Below are 16,659 nucleotides of genomic sequence, written 5' to 3' on the forward strand. Positions count from 1 at the left end.
CTCACGACCCTCTACGATCATCGCGGCTGTTGGGCTAGCTTCCGCACCAGCTGTGTCGCCAGCAGCTCCAGCTGGGCCGTGTCGGGTGGGTTTCCGAACCGCCCCAGCGTGAGCTCAATTTCGACCCGCCGATCGATCGCAAACAACGTCGTGGCGTAATATTTCTGGCTACTCGCCGGGCCCGAGATGGTCACGACGAACTCCATGGCGGCGGCGAAACCTGGCAGCGGCGAGGCGAAACCGGCCGAGCTCACGTCAGCAGACAGCTTTTCAGCAAGACTGGGATCCGTGTAACCAGCACGCTTCAACTGACCCTTGAGCTGTGCATCGAAATCTTTGGCAGTCAAGCTGGCCAGACAGCCCGGATACCTTGGCTCCTGGAGAGCCTTGCGCGCAGCGGTCGCGTCCTCCATCGACAGGATCGCGCTCGTGGAATTCGCGGTCGTAGGATCTTCGGCACCGTCAGTAAAGGCCGGTCCATTGTAGGCGGCCGTTACCGAAAGACCGGGGATTCCGAGACAGTCGGCTAGGTCTTTACCCGCTTGTGGATCCGCGAGGCCGGGAGCCCCCGGAGTCGGTTGTTCCTTCAGACCCTTCGTCTCAGGGCCTGACGTGAGTACGTAGTCCTGCGAGCGGAGCACCTTCAGGTCCGCCGAGCCTGCTGGCAGACCGGTAGTCGAAGAACTGGGCCCGCGCACAGGCGTAGACGCGGCATCGATGTGACCCAGATCCCGACCGCCGCACGCCACCAGCGCGAGACATGAGGTCATTATGATCGTGACGCTCAGCTTTCCCCGAGGGTTTCCCCGTGCGAGCACCCGCGCAAACAAACCGACGACTCCTTTGCATTCCTAGCAGACGGGCGACGTCGATCCGCCACGCCACACATCCTACTAGACGTACCACAAGATCGAGTCCGCCCAATCCGCCTTCCACTTGTCAGCCTACGCACCCATGCGGGCAACAGCAGAATGAGCTCAGGGGCGTTGGTGCCGTCAGCCCATTTCCGCACGGCGATTATTGGGTCTGCGAACAACAGTGGACCGAGGTCGACAGGCTGACGATTTATGCCGACCGAGGCGCATCCAGAAGCTCACCGCGACGGAGAGGATCTTGACTGCAACACTTCAGCGGGAGCTCGACGCTTGAAGAACAGTGCATCTCGATGACCAAGTTGGCAACGCACCACGGATACTCGCCAAATCGGCATCCACGTAGTTAGGGATCGCTTCGCCAATTCCGTCGACTTCGAGCAGATAAAATTCCGCCGAATTCCCTGTGACGATCAGATCGGCATCCGGAAAGAGTCCAAACTCCATAGTAAATGAGTCGAGATCAAACTTCGGGGCGCTTGACACAATCGTCGCTGCGACGAGCGGTCTATAGCCAGCCAGCCAACTCCAGCTGAATTTACGGAGCCCCCGCACTACGAGGACTGCCGAGTTCCCAATATCGATCTGGAGAGCAGTTCGCAACTCAAAAAGCAGGGCTGCTGTCGCGGTCAGTGGAGACACTTTGCAATCCAGCAGTTGGACCTCCTGTAGCGCATCAACCACCCTCAGTGGATCCGCGTCGAGCGAACCCCCAGATGACACGTATTCGCCCTTCTCAGCCAAGCTCGAAATCTCGATCATGGAATCAACGAGCATTCGAAGCGGTCGACCCGAACGAGTGCCCGATTTTCTGTACGACTATACGAATGATCTATCTTATTCATACCTACACCATATCTAACTTGACTGATAACTATTAGTCGAGACATTGTACACCCATCCCTTTCCGGTGCTGCCCCCGACTCCGCTGGACGGGCAAGGTATCGCCATTCGGCCCTCCGCACCGCCTCGATACGGCAATTTAATTTATGGACCACGGGACTCGTGCCACCACGACAGAGGTAGAAGGTGTAGGTGTCGCCAACAGTACGGTCCACGGTAGCTCCGACCGGAAAGCATTTGCGGAGGCTAGACAGTGTGCCGACAGCATGTAGGTTGTCGGCGGGTTTGACACTGTGGGCCTCGACCCTGGCATTCGCGCCAGGCTCGTTCTCAATGTGATGTTTCCAATATAATTCTCTCTCGGGTGCCACCTGTCTCGACGATGACGTCCAGAAGGTAGGCGACGCGGTTGATCCCGTGTTACCGAGAACGATGTCCGGGTCAACATCTTTCTCCTTCGACCAGATTTTCGGCGACGCCGGAATCTAGCTTGGCGGTCCAATCGGCAAATGGGCCCACGGGTCCGCCTTACCTTTCGGCGTTTGACCGGTCAAAGGGTTGATAGTCTGCTCCGCCGCGTTCATATAAACGACGTATCCATGCGGGTACCGACTCGTCGGGTCCATCAACCGAACTTCGACGACGCGGGGGTTCAGCCCCTGAGTGCCCGCAGGAACGGCGAAAGCCCAGCCTGTTCCTTTTCTGGTCAGTTTTCCTTTCGCCCCGAATGGAAGGGGCAGGGTTTCGCCGTTAGGCCCCTGCACCGTCCCGATAGGGCAGTTTATGTTATGGACCAGACTGCTTGTGTCTCCTACGCGGATGTAGAAGGTGTGGGTTTCCTGGACTGTGAGGTCCCACATGTAGCCGCTGGCAGGCAGGACAACTGCGGTGGCGACGGTGGCGACGGTGCCGTTCTCGGTGTGGAGGTGGTCGCCAGGTTTAAGGTCGATCGCCTCGGTCCAGGCGCGGGTGGTGTCGTCGAAGAAGCGGTGGTGTTCGGTGGTGTGGATCGCTGAGCGGACGCCGTCGGTCTCGACGATGAGGTCGAGCAGGTCGGTGTCGTGGTTGATCCATACATTGGTGACCGTGCGGGCGCTGGTCTGTCCGGTGGCAGGGTCGGTTGCTCGTACCTTGTCGCCGACCTTGATCTTTCCGATCGGTTGTGAGGTGCCGTCAGCGAGAAGGACCTCCGTGTCCTCGGTGAAGCTTTCTCCGCAGCCCTGCAAGGCCTTACCAAGCTCTTTTCCATAGGTATCTTCGTTCGGCCCGCTCAAGAACGACCAGACGCCTTTCAGTAGATCTTCGTCTGCGTTCGTGTATTGCGACCAATCGTTATTGGGGTCGCAGGGGTCCTTCGCTGCGGCGACGGGGCCCGGATCGGGACCACAAACCGATTTCTTGAGCCAATCACCGGGCACCCCCGGAATTTTAGTGCCCGGCGTCAGCGAGACATTCTGCACATTACTCTTGACATTACTCTTGACGTTACTGGCGGCCGGCAGCTTCACTCCGGCTTTCTGGAACGCGACCGCGGCGCTGACGCCGGCCCAGAACTTGTCCGCGCCCATGACGGCGATCTGCCGCTGCGCCTCCGGGCTCAGAGCCTGTTTTAGATCTTGTCGACTGTCGGTCGCGTGGTCCATCGCGTGACGTGCCCGCCGCGGGCGAGCCGGCGGGCCATGGTTCGGATCATGGCCCAGCGGATGAAGGCCTCGGAGCTCGCCGGATCGCGTTCGTAGTCACGGGCAAGGCGGCGATGACCCGTGATCCAGGCCAAGGTTCGTTCCACGACCCAGCGCCGAGGCAGGGGCTGGAAGCCTTTCTGACCGTCTTTCTTCCGGACGACCTGAACCGTGGTCTTCACGATCTTCGCGGCCCACTCGACGAACCTCCCAGCGAAACCGCCGTCCGCCCACAGGAACCGACACGACGGCGTGGCGAAGTAATGGTCCACGAGCAACTGGCGGGCGCCGTCCCGGTCCTGGCGACTCGCCGGCACGACGAGCACCGCGAGCAGCAGACCCAGCGTGTCGACCACGATGAACCGCTTACGACCGTTGACCTTCTTCCCCGCGTCGAACCCCCGCGACCCCGCCGCCACCGTCGGCGCGCCCTTCACCGACTGCGAGTCGATCACCCCAGCGGTCGGCGACGCCGCCCGGCCCTCCACCCTGCGAACCTCGTCCCGTAAACCATCGTGGACCTGGACCGTGACGCCTTTCCGCTTCCACCGAGCGAAATACCCATAGACCGTCGCCCACGGCGGGAAGTCCACCGGCAACGCCCGCCAGACCACCCCATTGTGCGTCACATACAGAATCCCATCCACAACATCCCGGCGATCATGCTTCTCGCGCCGCCCGTCCTTCGACGGCGCCGGCAACAGCGGCGCCACATACGCCCACTCCGCATCGGACATATCGGAGGGATACCGCGGAGATCGACTCATGGAACGACCGTGACCAACCCACCCCAGTCGATCACGTCACCACGCCGAACCCCAACCACGCGGCCAACACCCAGTACACACCATCAAGATCTAAAACAGGCACTAAGGGGCACACATTGGCCGTCGGCAGCGCCGACAAGACGGTTCGGCTATGGGACCTGACTAACCGCGCCCGCCCGGCACCCCTCGGCCAACCCCTGGCCAGCGCCGACGCCGTGCTCTCGGTGGCGTTCTCCCCGGACGGGCGCACGTTGGCCGTCGGCAGCGAAGACAAGACGATGCGGCTGTGGGACCTCACTGAACCAACTCGCCCGACACCCTTTGGCCAACCTCTAACCGCCGTAGACTCGGTGGCGTTCTCCCCAGACGGGCGCACGTTGGCCGTCGGCAGCGAGAAGACAGTGCGACTTTGGCGGCTGCGCTGAGCGCCCAGCGCTAGGCCGGTGTTTACTCAGATCCACGAGATGGCGAGTACGCTCGACGCAATTATCAAGCCGAACCGCGCTGTCCCATTGAACACAAGAGCCGTCGTGACTGCTAGGTAAGACAGGGCAGACCGTTCAACCCGCGTCGGTGCATCCCGGGCTGGACACAGGTCACGGGTCTCGGCGGCGACCGCCTCGTCAAGGTCACTTGCGGCAGGCGGTTGACAGCTCCACCATTTCTTCGACCGATCGGCTCGGAGTTTGCCTCCCGTAAAGTCGAGGAAGGTCGCGTCGTCGGAAAAGCCTCTGATCTATGATGCTCGCGGACCTTCGTCACCGGACACCTCCGCGGGGTCCCGCGACCTGGCCAGATCGTTTCGGATAATCAGCGCTTCCGGGTGATCGGCACCTAGCACCCGTTGAAAGTCGGCCAATAGCTGCTCAAAAGCGGGCACCGCGCCGCCCGGGTCTCCGGGCTCTCCCCGCACCCGTGCCAGGTTGGCCCGGGTGGCCAGAGTTCTCGGGTGATCGAAGCCAAGCACCCGCTGGCAATCGGCGAGAAGCTCCTCGGAAAGCGGCGGCCCGCCAGCTGCCGGTCGACTGGGTGCGGAGGCCCCCGCCACGCTACTGTCGCCCCGCCGAGCGCCATCGACCTGCTCGACGTCACCGACGAGGTGGATGCCCCGGCCGCGCTGATCGCCGCGTCCACCACCGAGCCGCCGTTCGCGATCGCGGTGCTGGGCGAATGGGGTGCGGGAGATTCGACCGTGCTCAAGAGGTCCACGGCCGGGTCGAACGGCTCGGGGCGCTGTCGTTGAACAACCTCGGCCGCAGCGCCTACGTCGGGCAGACGGCCACTTGAGTATGATGCTTTGGCGGACATCTCCCCGCAGGACCGCTACCCTTTGCCCGGTGTGGATCAGGCGCGGCGAAGTGCGACTCCGTCTCGAACTGCGCTCCGTGAGCCCCAACACCATCAGACTTCGAGGCCTCAGCCATCATCCTTACGACGGAGCGCTGGCCGCCCGGGAGGCGGGCGGCCACATCGTCCCGCTCGACGAGGCAAATCCCGACGGGGTCGCACTCGGTCTACTGGCGGCGCCAGGCGTCTGGAGGGCAGTCCGGGCCGCCATCGAGGCAGTCGGGGCCCGTCACAAGCACAAGCGATTCCGAATTGAGTTCACCGACGACTATCGCCTGAAGATCGAGATTAATGGCCACTCGGCGAAGGACGTCGCCACCCTGCTGGCGCTTGCCGCAGCCGAGCAGGAACGCCTCGCGCGGACTCGGGAAGCGCCGGGCGAGGACCAGCCAGACACCGCGCCACCCTCGCCCCGCTCGGCCGACGGGCACGGCGAGGGGGCCAACCCCCTACCACCTGATCCCGCATAGCGTCGCGACGCGGCTCCGCCAGCTGATCAAGGTATTCGCCCGTCGGCCTCCGTATGCCGCGAAGCCCGATCGCCGCGCGAGGATTCAAACGGCGTCCATCGGACCCGGCGAACGTCGGGCTGGCAGAGGGCACCCACTACTACCCCTGGAAGGTCACTAGCAGGCGGACCATACCGCACGGTTTGAATAACAGCACTCTGCCAGTCAAATAGGCTTCATTCCAACCAGTTAGTGTTCCCGGGATTGGAAACTGGTGTAGTGCGTCCCGTTGAGATCAAGAAGGGTGGGAGATCAGTCCACTATCGCATCTGGCCGTGGCACGTCAGGGGCACGACCGCCTGTATGCGATACCCGGCACTTCCGCCAACCATTCCTCTGGCGACAGTCCCCCGCCCGTTGCATAGCATGACCATTGCTGGACGTGGCCGCTTAACGCGGATATCTGCTTAATGTCCCACAGCCGCAGCCGGCCACCGATGGTGGTGGCAAGGGTGTGCTTGTCGGGGCTGAACGCCAGTGCATTCACGCTCTTGTCGTCATCGACGCTGGCGATGCGGGTTGGCGCGTTGGCGTCGGTGATGTCCCACAGCTGCAGCACATAACCGTGCCCACCTAGCCACCGGCTACGATTCGGGTCCGATGATGATCGAGAGGATCGAGCCGTTGGGTCCGGCAGAGGTAATCCGGACTCGCCCTCCAGGCTCGACTGCCGCTCGCGGCGGTTCCTCAGTCTCGGCGAGGCTTTGCGCGAAGTTCGACTGGGCATCGAGGAGCCCGGTCGGGTTGACTCTCGCGAGCTCCTCGTCGACCGCGCCATCGATGCCGCGACGGATGGTCAGTGTCCGCCCGTTGACTCGGGTCCGCCTCTCGACTCCCCACGCATAGCCCGAGCCGTAGGGGGTTCCAAAGCGCCTGCGCGGCGGGCCCTGCCCGCCCGCGGGCACGCTGTGCCGCTCGTCCTGCGCCCACTCTGCGGCTGCGCGTAGGTTGCCGCCGAAGTCGGCGAGGGCGGTCCACGCGATCCTCAATGCGGCGAACGTCGCCTCATCATCCAAGGTCCGCATGTTGCCCCTGGCCACTCTGCGGTCATCTGGCGCGGCCTCGACGCCGTCGCACTCAAGCTCCACGGCCCGGTAGGCCACGGTGTCTCTGGAAGTCACCGTACTCACGGCGAGGCCAGGAAGCGGGGCGCCGCCGATCTGGATTCCGTCGAGCTGGATCACGGCGCCGGCCAGTTGCCTGACGGCGTAGTCGGCCCTCGCGGTTCCCTTGCACTCCAGGAAGAAGAGGCGAAACGGCCAGCGCGACCCCGGAACGTGCGCGATCAGCAGGTAATCGGGGTGCTTGCCGTCGTCCTCGACGGTGAGCTTCCTCCCATGTAGCTTGAGGAAGCCTTGCTTGCGGAGTAGGTCGACATCGACAACCTCGATCAGTCCGGGGCGGAGGCCGCGGTCCCGAATCCAGTCCTCGGCGATGCGCACGGCGAAGCCGATGCCGAGTTCCTCGGACGTGACCCGGCGCTGGTTGCCCCTGATCTCCCGGCCGGCGTCGCTGACCACGAGCCGGCCCGCCTTGTCGTGGGCGAAGAAGCCGAGATAGCGAAGGGGTGCCCACCGCTGGTAGAGCTCGATGAGCTCGTCCGGGTACGGGGGCTGGGTGGCAAGGGCGAGCCTGTGCAGTGCCTCGGCCGGCTGGAGTCGGATCCCCGATACCAGGCCAGCGGCCGGAACGATCCCCTTGGGCGGCGTGATGCCCGCCTTGCTGATCTGGCTCTTGATCTCCTTGACCAAGGTGGAGTCGCTGCACCCCTCGAACATGATCTCGGAACGTAGAACCCTTTTCGCCTCAGCGAGATCCACGGTCGCATGATCTCATGGCGCTCGAGCACCTCGGCACCCAGGGCGTCGAGAGTACGGCCGATTCGGGTCAGATCTGCGGCTCACCGGTTGGCGAGCGGGCGCTGCAGCTCCAGGTGTCGACGTCGCAGCCAAGGCTGTGGGCGCTGCAAGGAGGAACCCAACCCATGTCGACCCTCGGATGGGAGGGATTTGATCGGATCGGATCGGATCGGATCGGATGCTCACCAAGGGGGCGGTGGCCAGCCGGCTGGTCGGCGCGCGAAGCGCCCAAGGCGACCGTTTATGATCACCGAATACGGCGCGGTTTGAATAACCGCACTCCACCAGTCAAATAGAATTTCGCTAGGAAGACATTTTCTCGACTCAAGGGTTACGCTCGGCGTGTCGATTTACGCTTTGCCCGAAAAAATATCCAAGAATGATTAGAAAACTGCTGCTCACAATTTCGGGAACTGCGGTCTTGCTAAACATTGCCACCACTAGCGCTATGGTGAGTGCGACGAGCAAAAAACTTCCGATAACCGTCGCGATCGACTCTCTGCCAAGAAACTGCTGAAGTACGACCCATCGCCTTTCCATGACTTCGAGTTTAGTCATAGCCAACTCGCGATCAACTCTGGCCCGCTCCGCTTCTTGAGCCCGCCGCACCTGCTCGGATTGCTGGCCCAAATCGCGAGCTTGAATCTCAAGCTCTTCAACCTCTCTGGCCAGATTCTCACGAATGGCAAGATCGTCAATCTGTCCGATCAGGTCACGAATCGATTCGATCTTCTGGGAACCACCCAGAAGACGAATCCGACTTAGAACGAGTTGCTTTCGCTCCAGCAGTAGCGGCAACACGCCGACTTCAAAGCTAGATTCAACGGAAGCGAACACTAGCGCACTGTTGGACTTGAGTCGGAAGAGCCCGAACTGCTGCGGATTAGAGATCGCGGCATCTAGCACTGAGAGAGAGTCCTGCAATTGAGTGAGATTCTGCTTCTCTATTGCGTCGAGCGATAGTCCGTGACCAGCAAGCTCGCCTTCAAAGAAGTTTCGCGCTTCTTCGCGAACTCGCTCATGGCTCTTCTCAATGGCTACGTCGCCGCTAGACATCGCTCTCCCCGAAATCCAAAAAATTGCTCAGTTCCTATGATACCGGCCACCCGGCTTGGCCGTGGCCTTGGACGGTTGCAACGTCTGACTGCCGAGTCAGGCACTCCACGTGCTCGGGTCCGGGTAACCGGCGGGACTTCCCTACGGGCCGAGGTCGCCCGCCGTTCCGCGACCATCACGTCACGTAGGCGACCTCCCGCGGCTTCGAGCCAAGGGGCCTGGCACCCAAGAGCGATGCCGGCCGGGCTCCAACCCTGCTGTCAGCGATCGCGAGGCCCAGCCATCACACCGCGGCGCGCAGTCAGCGCGGGACATCGGACCGCCGCCGAGCCGGCGTTCGTGAATACAGCAGGGTTCAAATAGCAGCACTCCACCAGTCAACTGAGATTTATTCACGCCAGATGTAACTTCCGGCGGTTGCTAAAGGTTTGACGTTCTGGTTAGCAAGTGCGCTGGTACGTGAGATCAGGAATGTACTGGACCCACTCGGTGGAGGTGAGGCCGCCGCCCGCTCGTGCGCACGCAGTGGGCACGAGGGCCTTTCGTAGGCCGGCAAGGTAGCTGAGGTCCCATCGGATGGGTTGCGGAAGGGCCGAACCGTTAATATTTGCCACTGTCAGCTCGGTGTCGTCGGCGTTGAAGGCGATTTGACTAAGGCAGCAGGACTCGACTGCAAGTGTTGGGAGGTCGATGCGGCGCGGGGACGCCAAGTCGGCTACATCCCAGAGGGAGATCGTCTCTCCGCCGACGGCGAGCGTGGTCGAGTCATGGCTGAATGCCAGTGATCTGGCTGAGCCGAGGTGGCCGGAAAGCGTTCCGCCGAGCCGACGTGGGGAGGTTGGGTCCGATAGATCCCACAGGGTCACGGTGGAACCAGTCGCACCGTCGTAGGTGGCGCTCGCGAGTGTCTTCCCATCAGGAGCGAAAGTTGGTAGCTCAATGGACTCGGTGGGGACGGATGCCAGGAGCCGAGGAGATTCCGGACGGGACGTATCCCATATCTCCAAGGTCAGTTTTCCGTGGACGTATCCTGTCATGATAAGCTTGGTGCCGTCTGGGCTCCAGATCATTTCTGCGCCGTAGCTGTCAAGGTCGGTCTTGGGAGTTCGGAGGCGGCGGGGCTCGCTGGGATCAGCGAGGTTCCACAGCTCCAGCGTTCCCTGGGCGGTCCCTATGGCCAGCATCTTTGCGTCGGCAGTGAAAGATGGGGCAGTGGAATAGTCTGCGACGATTGGGAGCTTGGCCAGGAAGCGGGGAGAGGTCGGGTCCGCGATATCCCAGAGCTCTACCGGTTCGTTCTGGTCCGCTGCCGAGTAGCTTTCAGCGAGGCCATCGTACGCGTCGCGGGTCACGGATATCTTGGTGGCGGACACGACAAGAAGTTTGCCGCCGGGAGCGAACCGGGTGCTCCGTACGAAAGATCCACCGGGCACGCCAGGCAGCGTTGCGACGCGTCGCGGAGATCCCGCGTGGGTGATGTCCCAGATTTCTACTGGCCCATCGTGTTCTTTGGGGTCGGTAGCGGCCGTCGAGGTCTCGTCGAGACCAGCGGCGCGGACGAGTGTGGTGCCATCGGCGGTAACGGCAACATCTTGGTTCCGGAACGGGTCGAACCCTTGAATGTAGTCTGGCTCCGGGTCGACTGGCGTGAGCAGTGCAGCGGGAAGGCGTCGAGGCGCGGCGAGGTCTTTGATGTGCCACAGGGCCGCGGTGGCGTCAAAACTACCCGTGGCGAGAGTGGCGCCGTTCGGGGCGAATGCCACGGCGTCCACGCCATCGGTGTGGCCTGTGAAGGTCTCTGTACGTTTCGGGTCGACTGGGTCGGTTACGTCCCAGACGGTGACGGTGCTGTCGTTACTGCCGATCGCGAGGGCCGATCCGTCGCGGTTGAACGCGAGGGCGAGCAGGTTGGTCGTATGCGTGACGACCGGTTGGCCTATGCGGCGAGCCGTCGCGGGGTCGTGGACGTCCCAAAGGGCAAACGTGCCGTCGGAGCTACCGCTGACCAGGGTGGTGCCGCCAGGCGTGAACGCGACCGCGTTGACGCCTCGAATCTGTTCCATAGGCTGGTCGAGTACTTCCCCGTTGGCCTCGCCGAATGGCCCGTCTCCTTCTGTGCTGCCCTCTAGGCGCCGTGGCGCGGTGGGATCCCGGATGTCCCATAGGTGCACACCGGAGTCTCCGCCGACAGCCAGGGTGTTGCCGTCGCTGGTGACCGCCATGGACAGCACATTGAACGTGTCGTGGATCGGGGTGCCGAACGGCCTTGGTGCGATCGGGTCGGAGGCATCCCAGAGGATCACTGTGCCGTCGGTGCTGCCGCTGACGAGCGTCTTGCCGTCGGCGGTGAACGCGACAGCCCGGATGTTGCCGGTGTGGCCGCGTAGCGGCTGACCGAGGCGCCGCGGCGCGGCCGGATCGGAGGTGTCCCACAAGATGATCTCGGCGTCCGTGGCTTCGACGCCGGTGCCGCTGGTATGGGCACTTCCGCTGCTGCCAGTAGTGGCGGTCGCGAGGACGTCTCCGTCTGGAGTGAACGCAACGGCGAGAACGCCGCCGGTCAGACCGGCGAGCGGATGGCCGAATGGTCGGGGCGAATCCGGGTGGGACACGTCCCACAGGGAAACGGTGCCGTCGGCGCTGCCGGTAGCCAGTGTCGTGCCACTGCCAGTGAAGGCGACCGTGTTGACGGTGGACTTGTGTCTGGTGATCGTCGCGGCGAGCGGGCTGCTGCCGACGAGAGTGTCAAGCAGGTTCGCCCGGGCGCCGGGGCTGGTGGCGATGGTGTCGGCGGCGACGGCCAAGCGGAGCGCCGTGCGTGGGTCGGTTTGCCGGACGCCGTCGGCGCGGGCGAGCAGTCCTTCGGCGATCGCCGAGCGCCGAGCCTGTTCCGTCGCCTTTTCGCGATCGACCGCTCGTTGCCACTGCACCAGGGCGGTGAGGCCACCACCGGTGACGAGCAGCCCGAGTACGGCCAGTACGGCCACGGTGCGCAGACGTGCGCGACGGCCTTGTCGTTGACTGGCGGCGAGGAAGTCGTGGGCCCGTGGACTGAGCTGGGCATCGCTGCGGGTGTCGCTGGCCCAGGCCGCGGCCACGGCGTACCGCAAAGTCAGTTGTCGCAGGTCAAGGCCAGTTTTCGGCACTGCGCCATGGCGGGAGGATCCTGCCGCCGCCTTGATCTTATGATCTTGGTTTGGTGACTGTCCGTCGCTGACGGCGCCAGGCGCGGGCGGCTCGCGGCCCCCTGAGCTAATGACTGACAGTGACACCGGTGAGGTCGGGTCTGTCCGGGAGATGCCGGGTTGTCACGTTCGGCGTGCCGGCGGGGAGAAGGGCAACGGGGCGCGGTTAGGACAGGGGCTTCCTAGGTCCGATGTCCGCCGGAGGCCCCGTTGCCCGTCCAGTCTCGCATGCCCGTCTCGCGGAGCTCCCGGTCGACGGCGGCCCCTCGACGTCCCGCCCGTAGGGCGGCGACCGCGGCGAGGAAGGCTGTGGTGACGGCGGCTCGGTCCGAGGTGGCGAGGGCGCTGGCCGCGGCCGAACGCGAGGAGACCCTGGCTCGCGCGCAGGTGACAGTGAATGCGCTGGTCGCGCGGGCGGTGGCGGTGCGGGCACTGGCGGGCGGGTCGCTGCTCGAGGCGTTCGCGTCGGTGGTCGACCCGCGTCACCCGCGCGGGGTGCGCCACGCGCTCCCGGTGATCCTGACGTTGTGCGTGGGGGCGGTGCTGCGTGGGGAGACCGAGGTCCTCGACGTGGCGGTCGCGGTCGAGCACGCCGACCAGGTGCTGCTCGCCGCGTGCGGCGCCCGGACCTCGCCGACGACCGGCCTGTTCGAGGCCCCGTCGCAGGACACGGTGCTGCGCGTGCTCGCGAAGCTGAGCGCGGCATCCCTGGACGAGACCGTCGGGGCCCACCTGTCCGGCCGCGTGCGCCGCGTCCACGGCGAACGCCCCGACCCCGACGACCCTGCCGGCCCGGACGGGAACGGGCAACCGGCGCACGCGGGCCGGGCGGGGCGGCGGCGTGAGCAGCGCGCCGCGCGGCGTGCGTTCGCCGCGGACGGCAAGGCGCTGCGCGGCGCCGCGCGCGACGGGACGCGCACGTACCTGCTCTCGGTGGCGACCCACGACGAGGGCGTCGTCGTCGCCCAGCACGAGATCGGCGAGAAGACCAACGAGGTCCCCGCCCTGGTCCCGCTACTGAAGGCCCTGGACGCCTACCAGCCCCTGGCCGGCGCCGTGATCACTGTCGATGCCGGCCACACCGTACGCGCGCACGGCAGGGCGATCCGCGCGCTCGGCGCGCACTTCGTGTTCACCGTCAAACTCAACACCCCGGCACTCAATGCCGACTGCGAGGCCGCCGCGGACTGGAACAACCTGCCCGTCGAGCACGCGGCCGAGACCCACGGCCACGGACGCGAGGAACTGCGCACGATCCGCCGCGCTCCGGCGACCGCCGAGATCCGCGCCCGCCACCCGGGCGCCCGCACCGTCGCGCTCATCGAGCGCTACGCCACCCACACCGTCCACAAGGGCAAGGGCGCCAGGCGGGTCACGCAGACCGTGACCACCGCGGTGTCGGTGTTCGTCATCACCAGCCTGGAACTCGACGAGGTCACCGCCGAGGAACTCGCGGGCTACGTGAAGGGCCACTGGGCCATCGAGAGCAAGGTCCACTATGTCCGTGACGTCACCTACCGTGAGGACGCCTCTCAGGTGAGGACCGGTGACCTCCCCCGAGTCATGGCCACGCTCCGTAACACAGCGATCAGCCTGATCCGGCTCGCCGGCCACAAGGCGATCAAGCCCACCATTCGGCGGCTCAAGCACGACACAGCCCTACTCCTGAACGTCCTCGGCCTCAAACACCCCGCCTGACCAGCACAGACAGACTTTGCGGTACGCCGTGGGCCGCGGCGAGGGTGAGCCGGTTTCCTTGGTAGAGGTGGACAGGGTTGCGATTGCCTTCGGTCCAGGCGTGTGCGTCGTCATCGAGGCGTTGCCGCAGGAGCTGTCCGGCGCGGTCGCTGTCGATCCACTCGCGAAGCGTGGGCCAGGCGCGTAGAAGTGCCTCGTGCGTGATCTCGACTCGATCTTCATGGATCGTGACAAGGCGGGCATCGGGTGCGGCTAACTCGGTGAGTACCCGTTGCGTGCGCTGTGGGTCTGGGGCGCTGGCGAGCAAGCGCGCGAGAGGCATGCGGCGTCGGGTGTCGTCGGTGCCTTCGCCGATCTGGACCAGGTCGAGGAGCAGGTTGCGGGCCGTGTCGTAGTGATCTTTGTCGAGTCGGGCGACGATGTCGTCGGCAGTGCTCGCGACGGCCCGGCGTATCCCGCCGGTGGCCTGGTAGGCGGCAAGGGTGAGATGCGTTCCAGCGCTTCGCTGGCAGGTCACCAGCAGCGCGTGCGACAGCAAAGGCAGCTGGCCAACCTCGTAGCTGGCCTCGGCGCCCGCGCTTCTCCCCGCTCGGGGACCGAGGTCGTCGATTAGTCGGTCGACCAGCCCTAGCTCAAGCGTCAGGCCGGCCGCTGCCGCGGGCTGTTCGACAGCGGATCGCAGCTCGTCCGAACTCATTGGGCCGACAAGCACCGGGTGAGCTTCCATCGCCGCCCGTAGCTGCGGGAATGCCGCGAGGTGCGCGACGAAGTCGGCCCTGATACCGATCACCACGGCCGCGGCAGGTGCAGACCCGTCGTCACAGGCCGCCGCGGCACAGATCGCGTCGATGAACGCCTGCCGAGCAGCGCTATCCGTGCACTGCGTGAACACCTCCTCGAACTGGTCGACCACCAGCAGGCAGCGGTCGGCGCCGGCCGGCGGCGATTCCAGGTCGCCAGTTCTGGCGTCCTCGCCAAGCCAAGCCGCCAGCCGATCAGGGTCGGCCCGCAACTGGCCTGCCAACCCGTCAGCCGAACGCCTGGTCGCTGCGGCGACCGCTGCGGCGAGTGCGCCCAGGGGATCCCCGGTAGGCGTGAACAGAGCCCGAGGCCAGGCTTCTGATCCAGCCACGTCGAGCTGCCCCTGGCGCAGCGCGGGCAGCATGCCAGCCGCGAGAAGCGACGACTTTCCCGCGCCAGATGCCCCCATGACCACCAAGGGCCGGCCCTCCGCGTGAGAACGCGACAGCCGTCCGACGACTCGGGCAGCGAGCTGCTCCCGACCGAAGAACACCGACGCGTCGGCCTCGGTGAACGCGGCCAACCCCTTGTACGGGCAGGCCGCATCGCGGTCGCTCTGGCCTTCCAGCAGGGCTTTCGCCGCGCTGGCAGCACTCTCACGACGACGAGGGTCGACAGGTAGAAGATCGTGAATTTGGGACAATACGTCGCCGAGGACGATCTGGCCGGCATTGGTCCGGCGGACGCCGTCGTGGACATCGAGCAGGCGGCACAGCTTGTCGTAGTGCCATACCGCCCAGTCCCGCAGACCCAGACGCTTGGCGTAACTCTCGATGAGTCGATCAACCGTGTCGACGCCGCCGCCTCCCGCCACCGGCGAGAGCACGACGTTCGTGGTCATCAGTAGGTAGTCCGGTACTCGGCCCTTCTTGACCCTTACAGAGTCGGGCTCCAACCACTTCTCAAGTTCGGCCTTCACCTGGGCTGCGAACCAGCGCTCGCCGCTTGCCGTGTCCCCCGGGCGACGCAGGTACTTGGCCTGTACGACTCCGAAGCCGTTCCACCTACCTCGGCCGTCCCGATGCGGAAGATTCACACCGCCCTCGAACGTAGCTTCGCGTCCGCCATCCGGACCGTCGCCGAACACCTCGACACCAGGACCCAACGCAGCCAGCACCAATGCCTGCGACAGGTGCTCGAACTCCCGTTCGCCCAACCGGCTCAAGTCGTAGTCCACAGCCCGAATCATTCAGCTTGCTCTGCCGCAACCGATCACCCGGGTCGCGGATCCTGTGTCCGTGGCCGCCGTCGCGCCAGGCGGCCCCCGAAAGACTTAGCGGCCCCGCTGACCTGGGTGAGCCGCTGCTCGCCGCCGCGCTGGATGTCGAGATCGTCCTCTTTCCAGTAGAGGAGGCCATCGACGCCGGTGAACACGAGCCGATCGTGGAGCAACCGGTCCAACTCGCCGGCAGCGGCAGCGAACTGCGCCGCCTGCACCACTGCACCGGTAGCCAGAAGCCGGAAGCCGGAACATCACCCGGTTTCGCCCGTCGAGACAAGGCAACAACTGATCGAGTGCTCATCACGGCTGCGCCGACCAGGAGGCTCGGTCCACGTCGCGCCCAGGGCGGCCATCCATGATCACTGAATACTGCACACTTTGAATAACAACACTCTGCCAGTCAAATGAGATCTATTCGAACTCAGTTGCCGGCCTGCGGCGGGCTGGGCGTCCGGGCGCAGGCGACCAGGAACCGCTTGCCCAGATCCACCCCAGCGGACCGCAGATGAGTGACCTCGTCCTTCACGTTCTCGCTGGCCACAGCCCTCTCCGTCTCCCTGACACCTCACCCGGCGGGTACCCCGGAGAGGCCAGAGGAAGAGGCGGAATCTGACACACGCGCTCTAGGCAGCGAACCGCCCTGGCGCAACCCGTGATCCCCTGATCGGCCCCCATCGCCATCCTGTAGAACGAGCTGACCCGCGTCACAGGCCCAACGGCTGACCGGGACACCCGAGATCAATTTTCCAGTACACGTGATGATCAGCGCAGCGATCCGCCCTGCCTGTAAGAACAATGGACAGTCCCACGGTGGATCG

At 64.6% G+C, this 16,659-nt stretch carries 15 protein-coding genes; 4 read left to right on the top strand and 11 right to left on the bottom strand.

Annotated features, from left to right (window positions below; translation table 11 throughout):
- Positions 1 to 17 precede the first annotated feature (17 nt).
- The 4 genes from FRADC12_RS10440 to FRADC12_RS10450 form a co-directional block, all read right to left on the bottom strand.
- A complete protein-coding gene (locus tag FRADC12_RS10440) occupies positions 18 to 413 on the bottom strand; it encodes a hypothetical protein (RefSeq protein WP_045876501.1) in 396 nt (131 codons plus the stop codon).
- 714 nt (positions 414 to 1,127) lie between these two features.
- Entirely contained in the window at positions 1,128 to 1,634 is a 507-nt protein-coding gene (locus tag FRADC12_RS31080; protein WP_157488781.1) for a hypothetical protein, read from the bottom strand.
- A gap of 566 nt (positions 1,635 to 2,200) precedes the next feature.
- The gene (locus FRADC12_RS29500; RefSeq protein WP_084010575.1) at positions 2,201 to 3,358 is read right to left on the bottom strand and encodes a Hint domain-containing protein; all 1,158 of its coding nucleotides are present in this window, start codon (positions 3,356 to 3,358) and stop codon (positions 2,201 to 2,203) included.
- A complete protein-coding gene (locus FRADC12_RS10450; RefSeq protein WP_045876502.1) occupies positions 3,325 to 4,164 on the bottom strand; it encodes an IS5 family transposase in 840 nt (279 codons plus the stop codon). Before FRADC12_RS10450 ends, FRADC12_RS29500 begins: the two co-directional genes overlap by 34 nt.
- Between FRADC12_RS10450 and FRADC12_RS34275 the strand changes: the two genes are divergently transcribed.
- Complete coding sequence (locus FRADC12_RS34275) at positions 4,155 to 4,589, top strand: WD40 repeat domain-containing protein (RefSeq protein ID WP_084010576.1); 435 nt, start codon at positions 4,155 to 4,157, stop codon at positions 4,587 to 4,589. The two genes, FRADC12_RS10450 and FRADC12_RS34275, sit on opposite strands and share 10 nt — an antisense overlap.
- A gap of 311 nt (positions 4,590 to 4,900) precedes the next feature.
- On the opposite strand, the gene FRADC12_RS34280 is transcribed toward FRADC12_RS34275, so the two are convergent.
- Positions 4,901 to 5,212 (bottom strand): tetratricopeptide repeat protein, encoded by a 312-nt coding sequence (locus FRADC12_RS34280; RefSeq protein ID WP_349305855.1) that lies wholly within the window; start codon positions 5,210 to 5,212, stop codon positions 4,901 to 4,903.
- On the opposite strand from FRADC12_RS34280, the gene FRADC12_RS32140 reads away from it, so the two are divergent.
- Positions 5,114 to 5,407, top strand: a complete 294-nt coding sequence (locus FRADC12_RS32140) for a hypothetical protein (RefSeq protein WP_045876503.1) — start codon at positions 5,114 to 5,116, stop codon at positions 5,405 to 5,407. The two genes, FRADC12_RS34280 and FRADC12_RS32140, sit on opposite strands and share 99 nt — an antisense overlap.
- A gap of 142 nt (positions 5,408 to 5,549) precedes the next feature.
- Complete coding sequence (locus FRADC12_RS31085; RefSeq protein ID WP_157488782.1) at positions 5,550 to 5,981, top strand: hypothetical protein; 432 nt, start codon at positions 5,550 to 5,552, stop codon at positions 5,979 to 5,981.
- 322 nt (positions 5,982 to 6,303) lie between these two features.
- Here FRADC12_RS31085 and FRADC12_RS10465 read toward each other — a convergent pair whose 3' ends face one another.
- The 4 genes from FRADC12_RS10465 to FRADC12_RS10475 form a co-directional block, all read right to left on the bottom strand.
- Positions 6,304 to 6,579 (bottom strand): hypothetical protein, encoded by a 276-nt coding sequence (locus FRADC12_RS10465; RefSeq protein WP_045876505.1) that lies wholly within the window; start codon positions 6,577 to 6,579, stop codon positions 6,304 to 6,306.
- A gap of 25 nt (positions 6,580 to 6,604) precedes the next feature.
- On the bottom strand, positions 6,605 to 7,840 hold the full coding sequence (locus FRADC12_RS10470; protein WP_045876506.1) for a hypothetical protein: 1,236 nt from the start codon (positions 7,838 to 7,840) through the stop codon (positions 6,605 to 6,607).
- Positions 7,841 to 8,203: 363 nt separating this feature from the next.
- Complete coding sequence (locus tag FRADC12_RS31090; RefSeq protein WP_157488783.1) at positions 8,204 to 8,935, bottom strand: hypothetical protein; 732 nt, start codon at positions 8,933 to 8,935, stop codon at positions 8,204 to 8,206.
- A 440-nt stretch (positions 8,936 to 9,375) separates the two neighbouring features.
- Positions 9,376 to 11,922, bottom strand: coding sequence for a WD40 repeat domain-containing protein (locus FRADC12_RS10475; protein ID WP_157488784.1), 2,547 nt, complete (start codon positions 11,920 to 11,922; stop codon positions 9,376 to 9,378).
- A 510-nt stretch (positions 11,923 to 12,432) separates the two neighbouring features.
- On the opposite strand from FRADC12_RS10475, the gene FRADC12_RS10485 reads away from it, so the two are divergent.
- Positions 12,433 to 13,818, top strand: a complete 1,386-nt coding sequence (locus tag FRADC12_RS10485; protein ID WP_198152851.1) for an ISAs1 family transposase — start codon at positions 12,433 to 12,435, stop codon at positions 13,816 to 13,818.
- On the opposite strand, the gene FRADC12_RS10490 is transcribed toward FRADC12_RS10485, so the two are convergent.
- Together FRADC12_RS10490 and FRADC12_RS10495 are read right to left on the bottom strand one after the other, a co-directional pair.
- Positions 13,802 to 15,796 (bottom strand): nSTAND1 domain-containing NTPase, encoded by a 1,995-nt coding sequence (locus FRADC12_RS10490; protein ID WP_157488786.1) that lies wholly within the window; start codon positions 15,794 to 15,796, stop codon positions 13,802 to 13,804. The genes FRADC12_RS10485 and FRADC12_RS10490 overlap by 17 nt on opposite strands.
- A 35-nt stretch (positions 15,797 to 15,831) precedes the next feature.
- Positions 15,832 to 16,056 (bottom strand): hypothetical protein, encoded by a 225-nt coding sequence (locus tag FRADC12_RS10495; protein WP_157488787.1) that lies wholly within the window; start codon positions 16,054 to 16,056, stop codon positions 15,832 to 15,834.
- Between the last annotated feature and the right edge of the window lie 603 nt (positions 16,057 to 16,659).

It is taken from the genome of Pseudofrankia sp. DC12 (assembly GCF_000966285.1).
Taxonomy (GTDB): Bacteria; Actinomycetota; Actinomycetes; order Frankiales; family Frankiaceae; genus Pseudofrankia.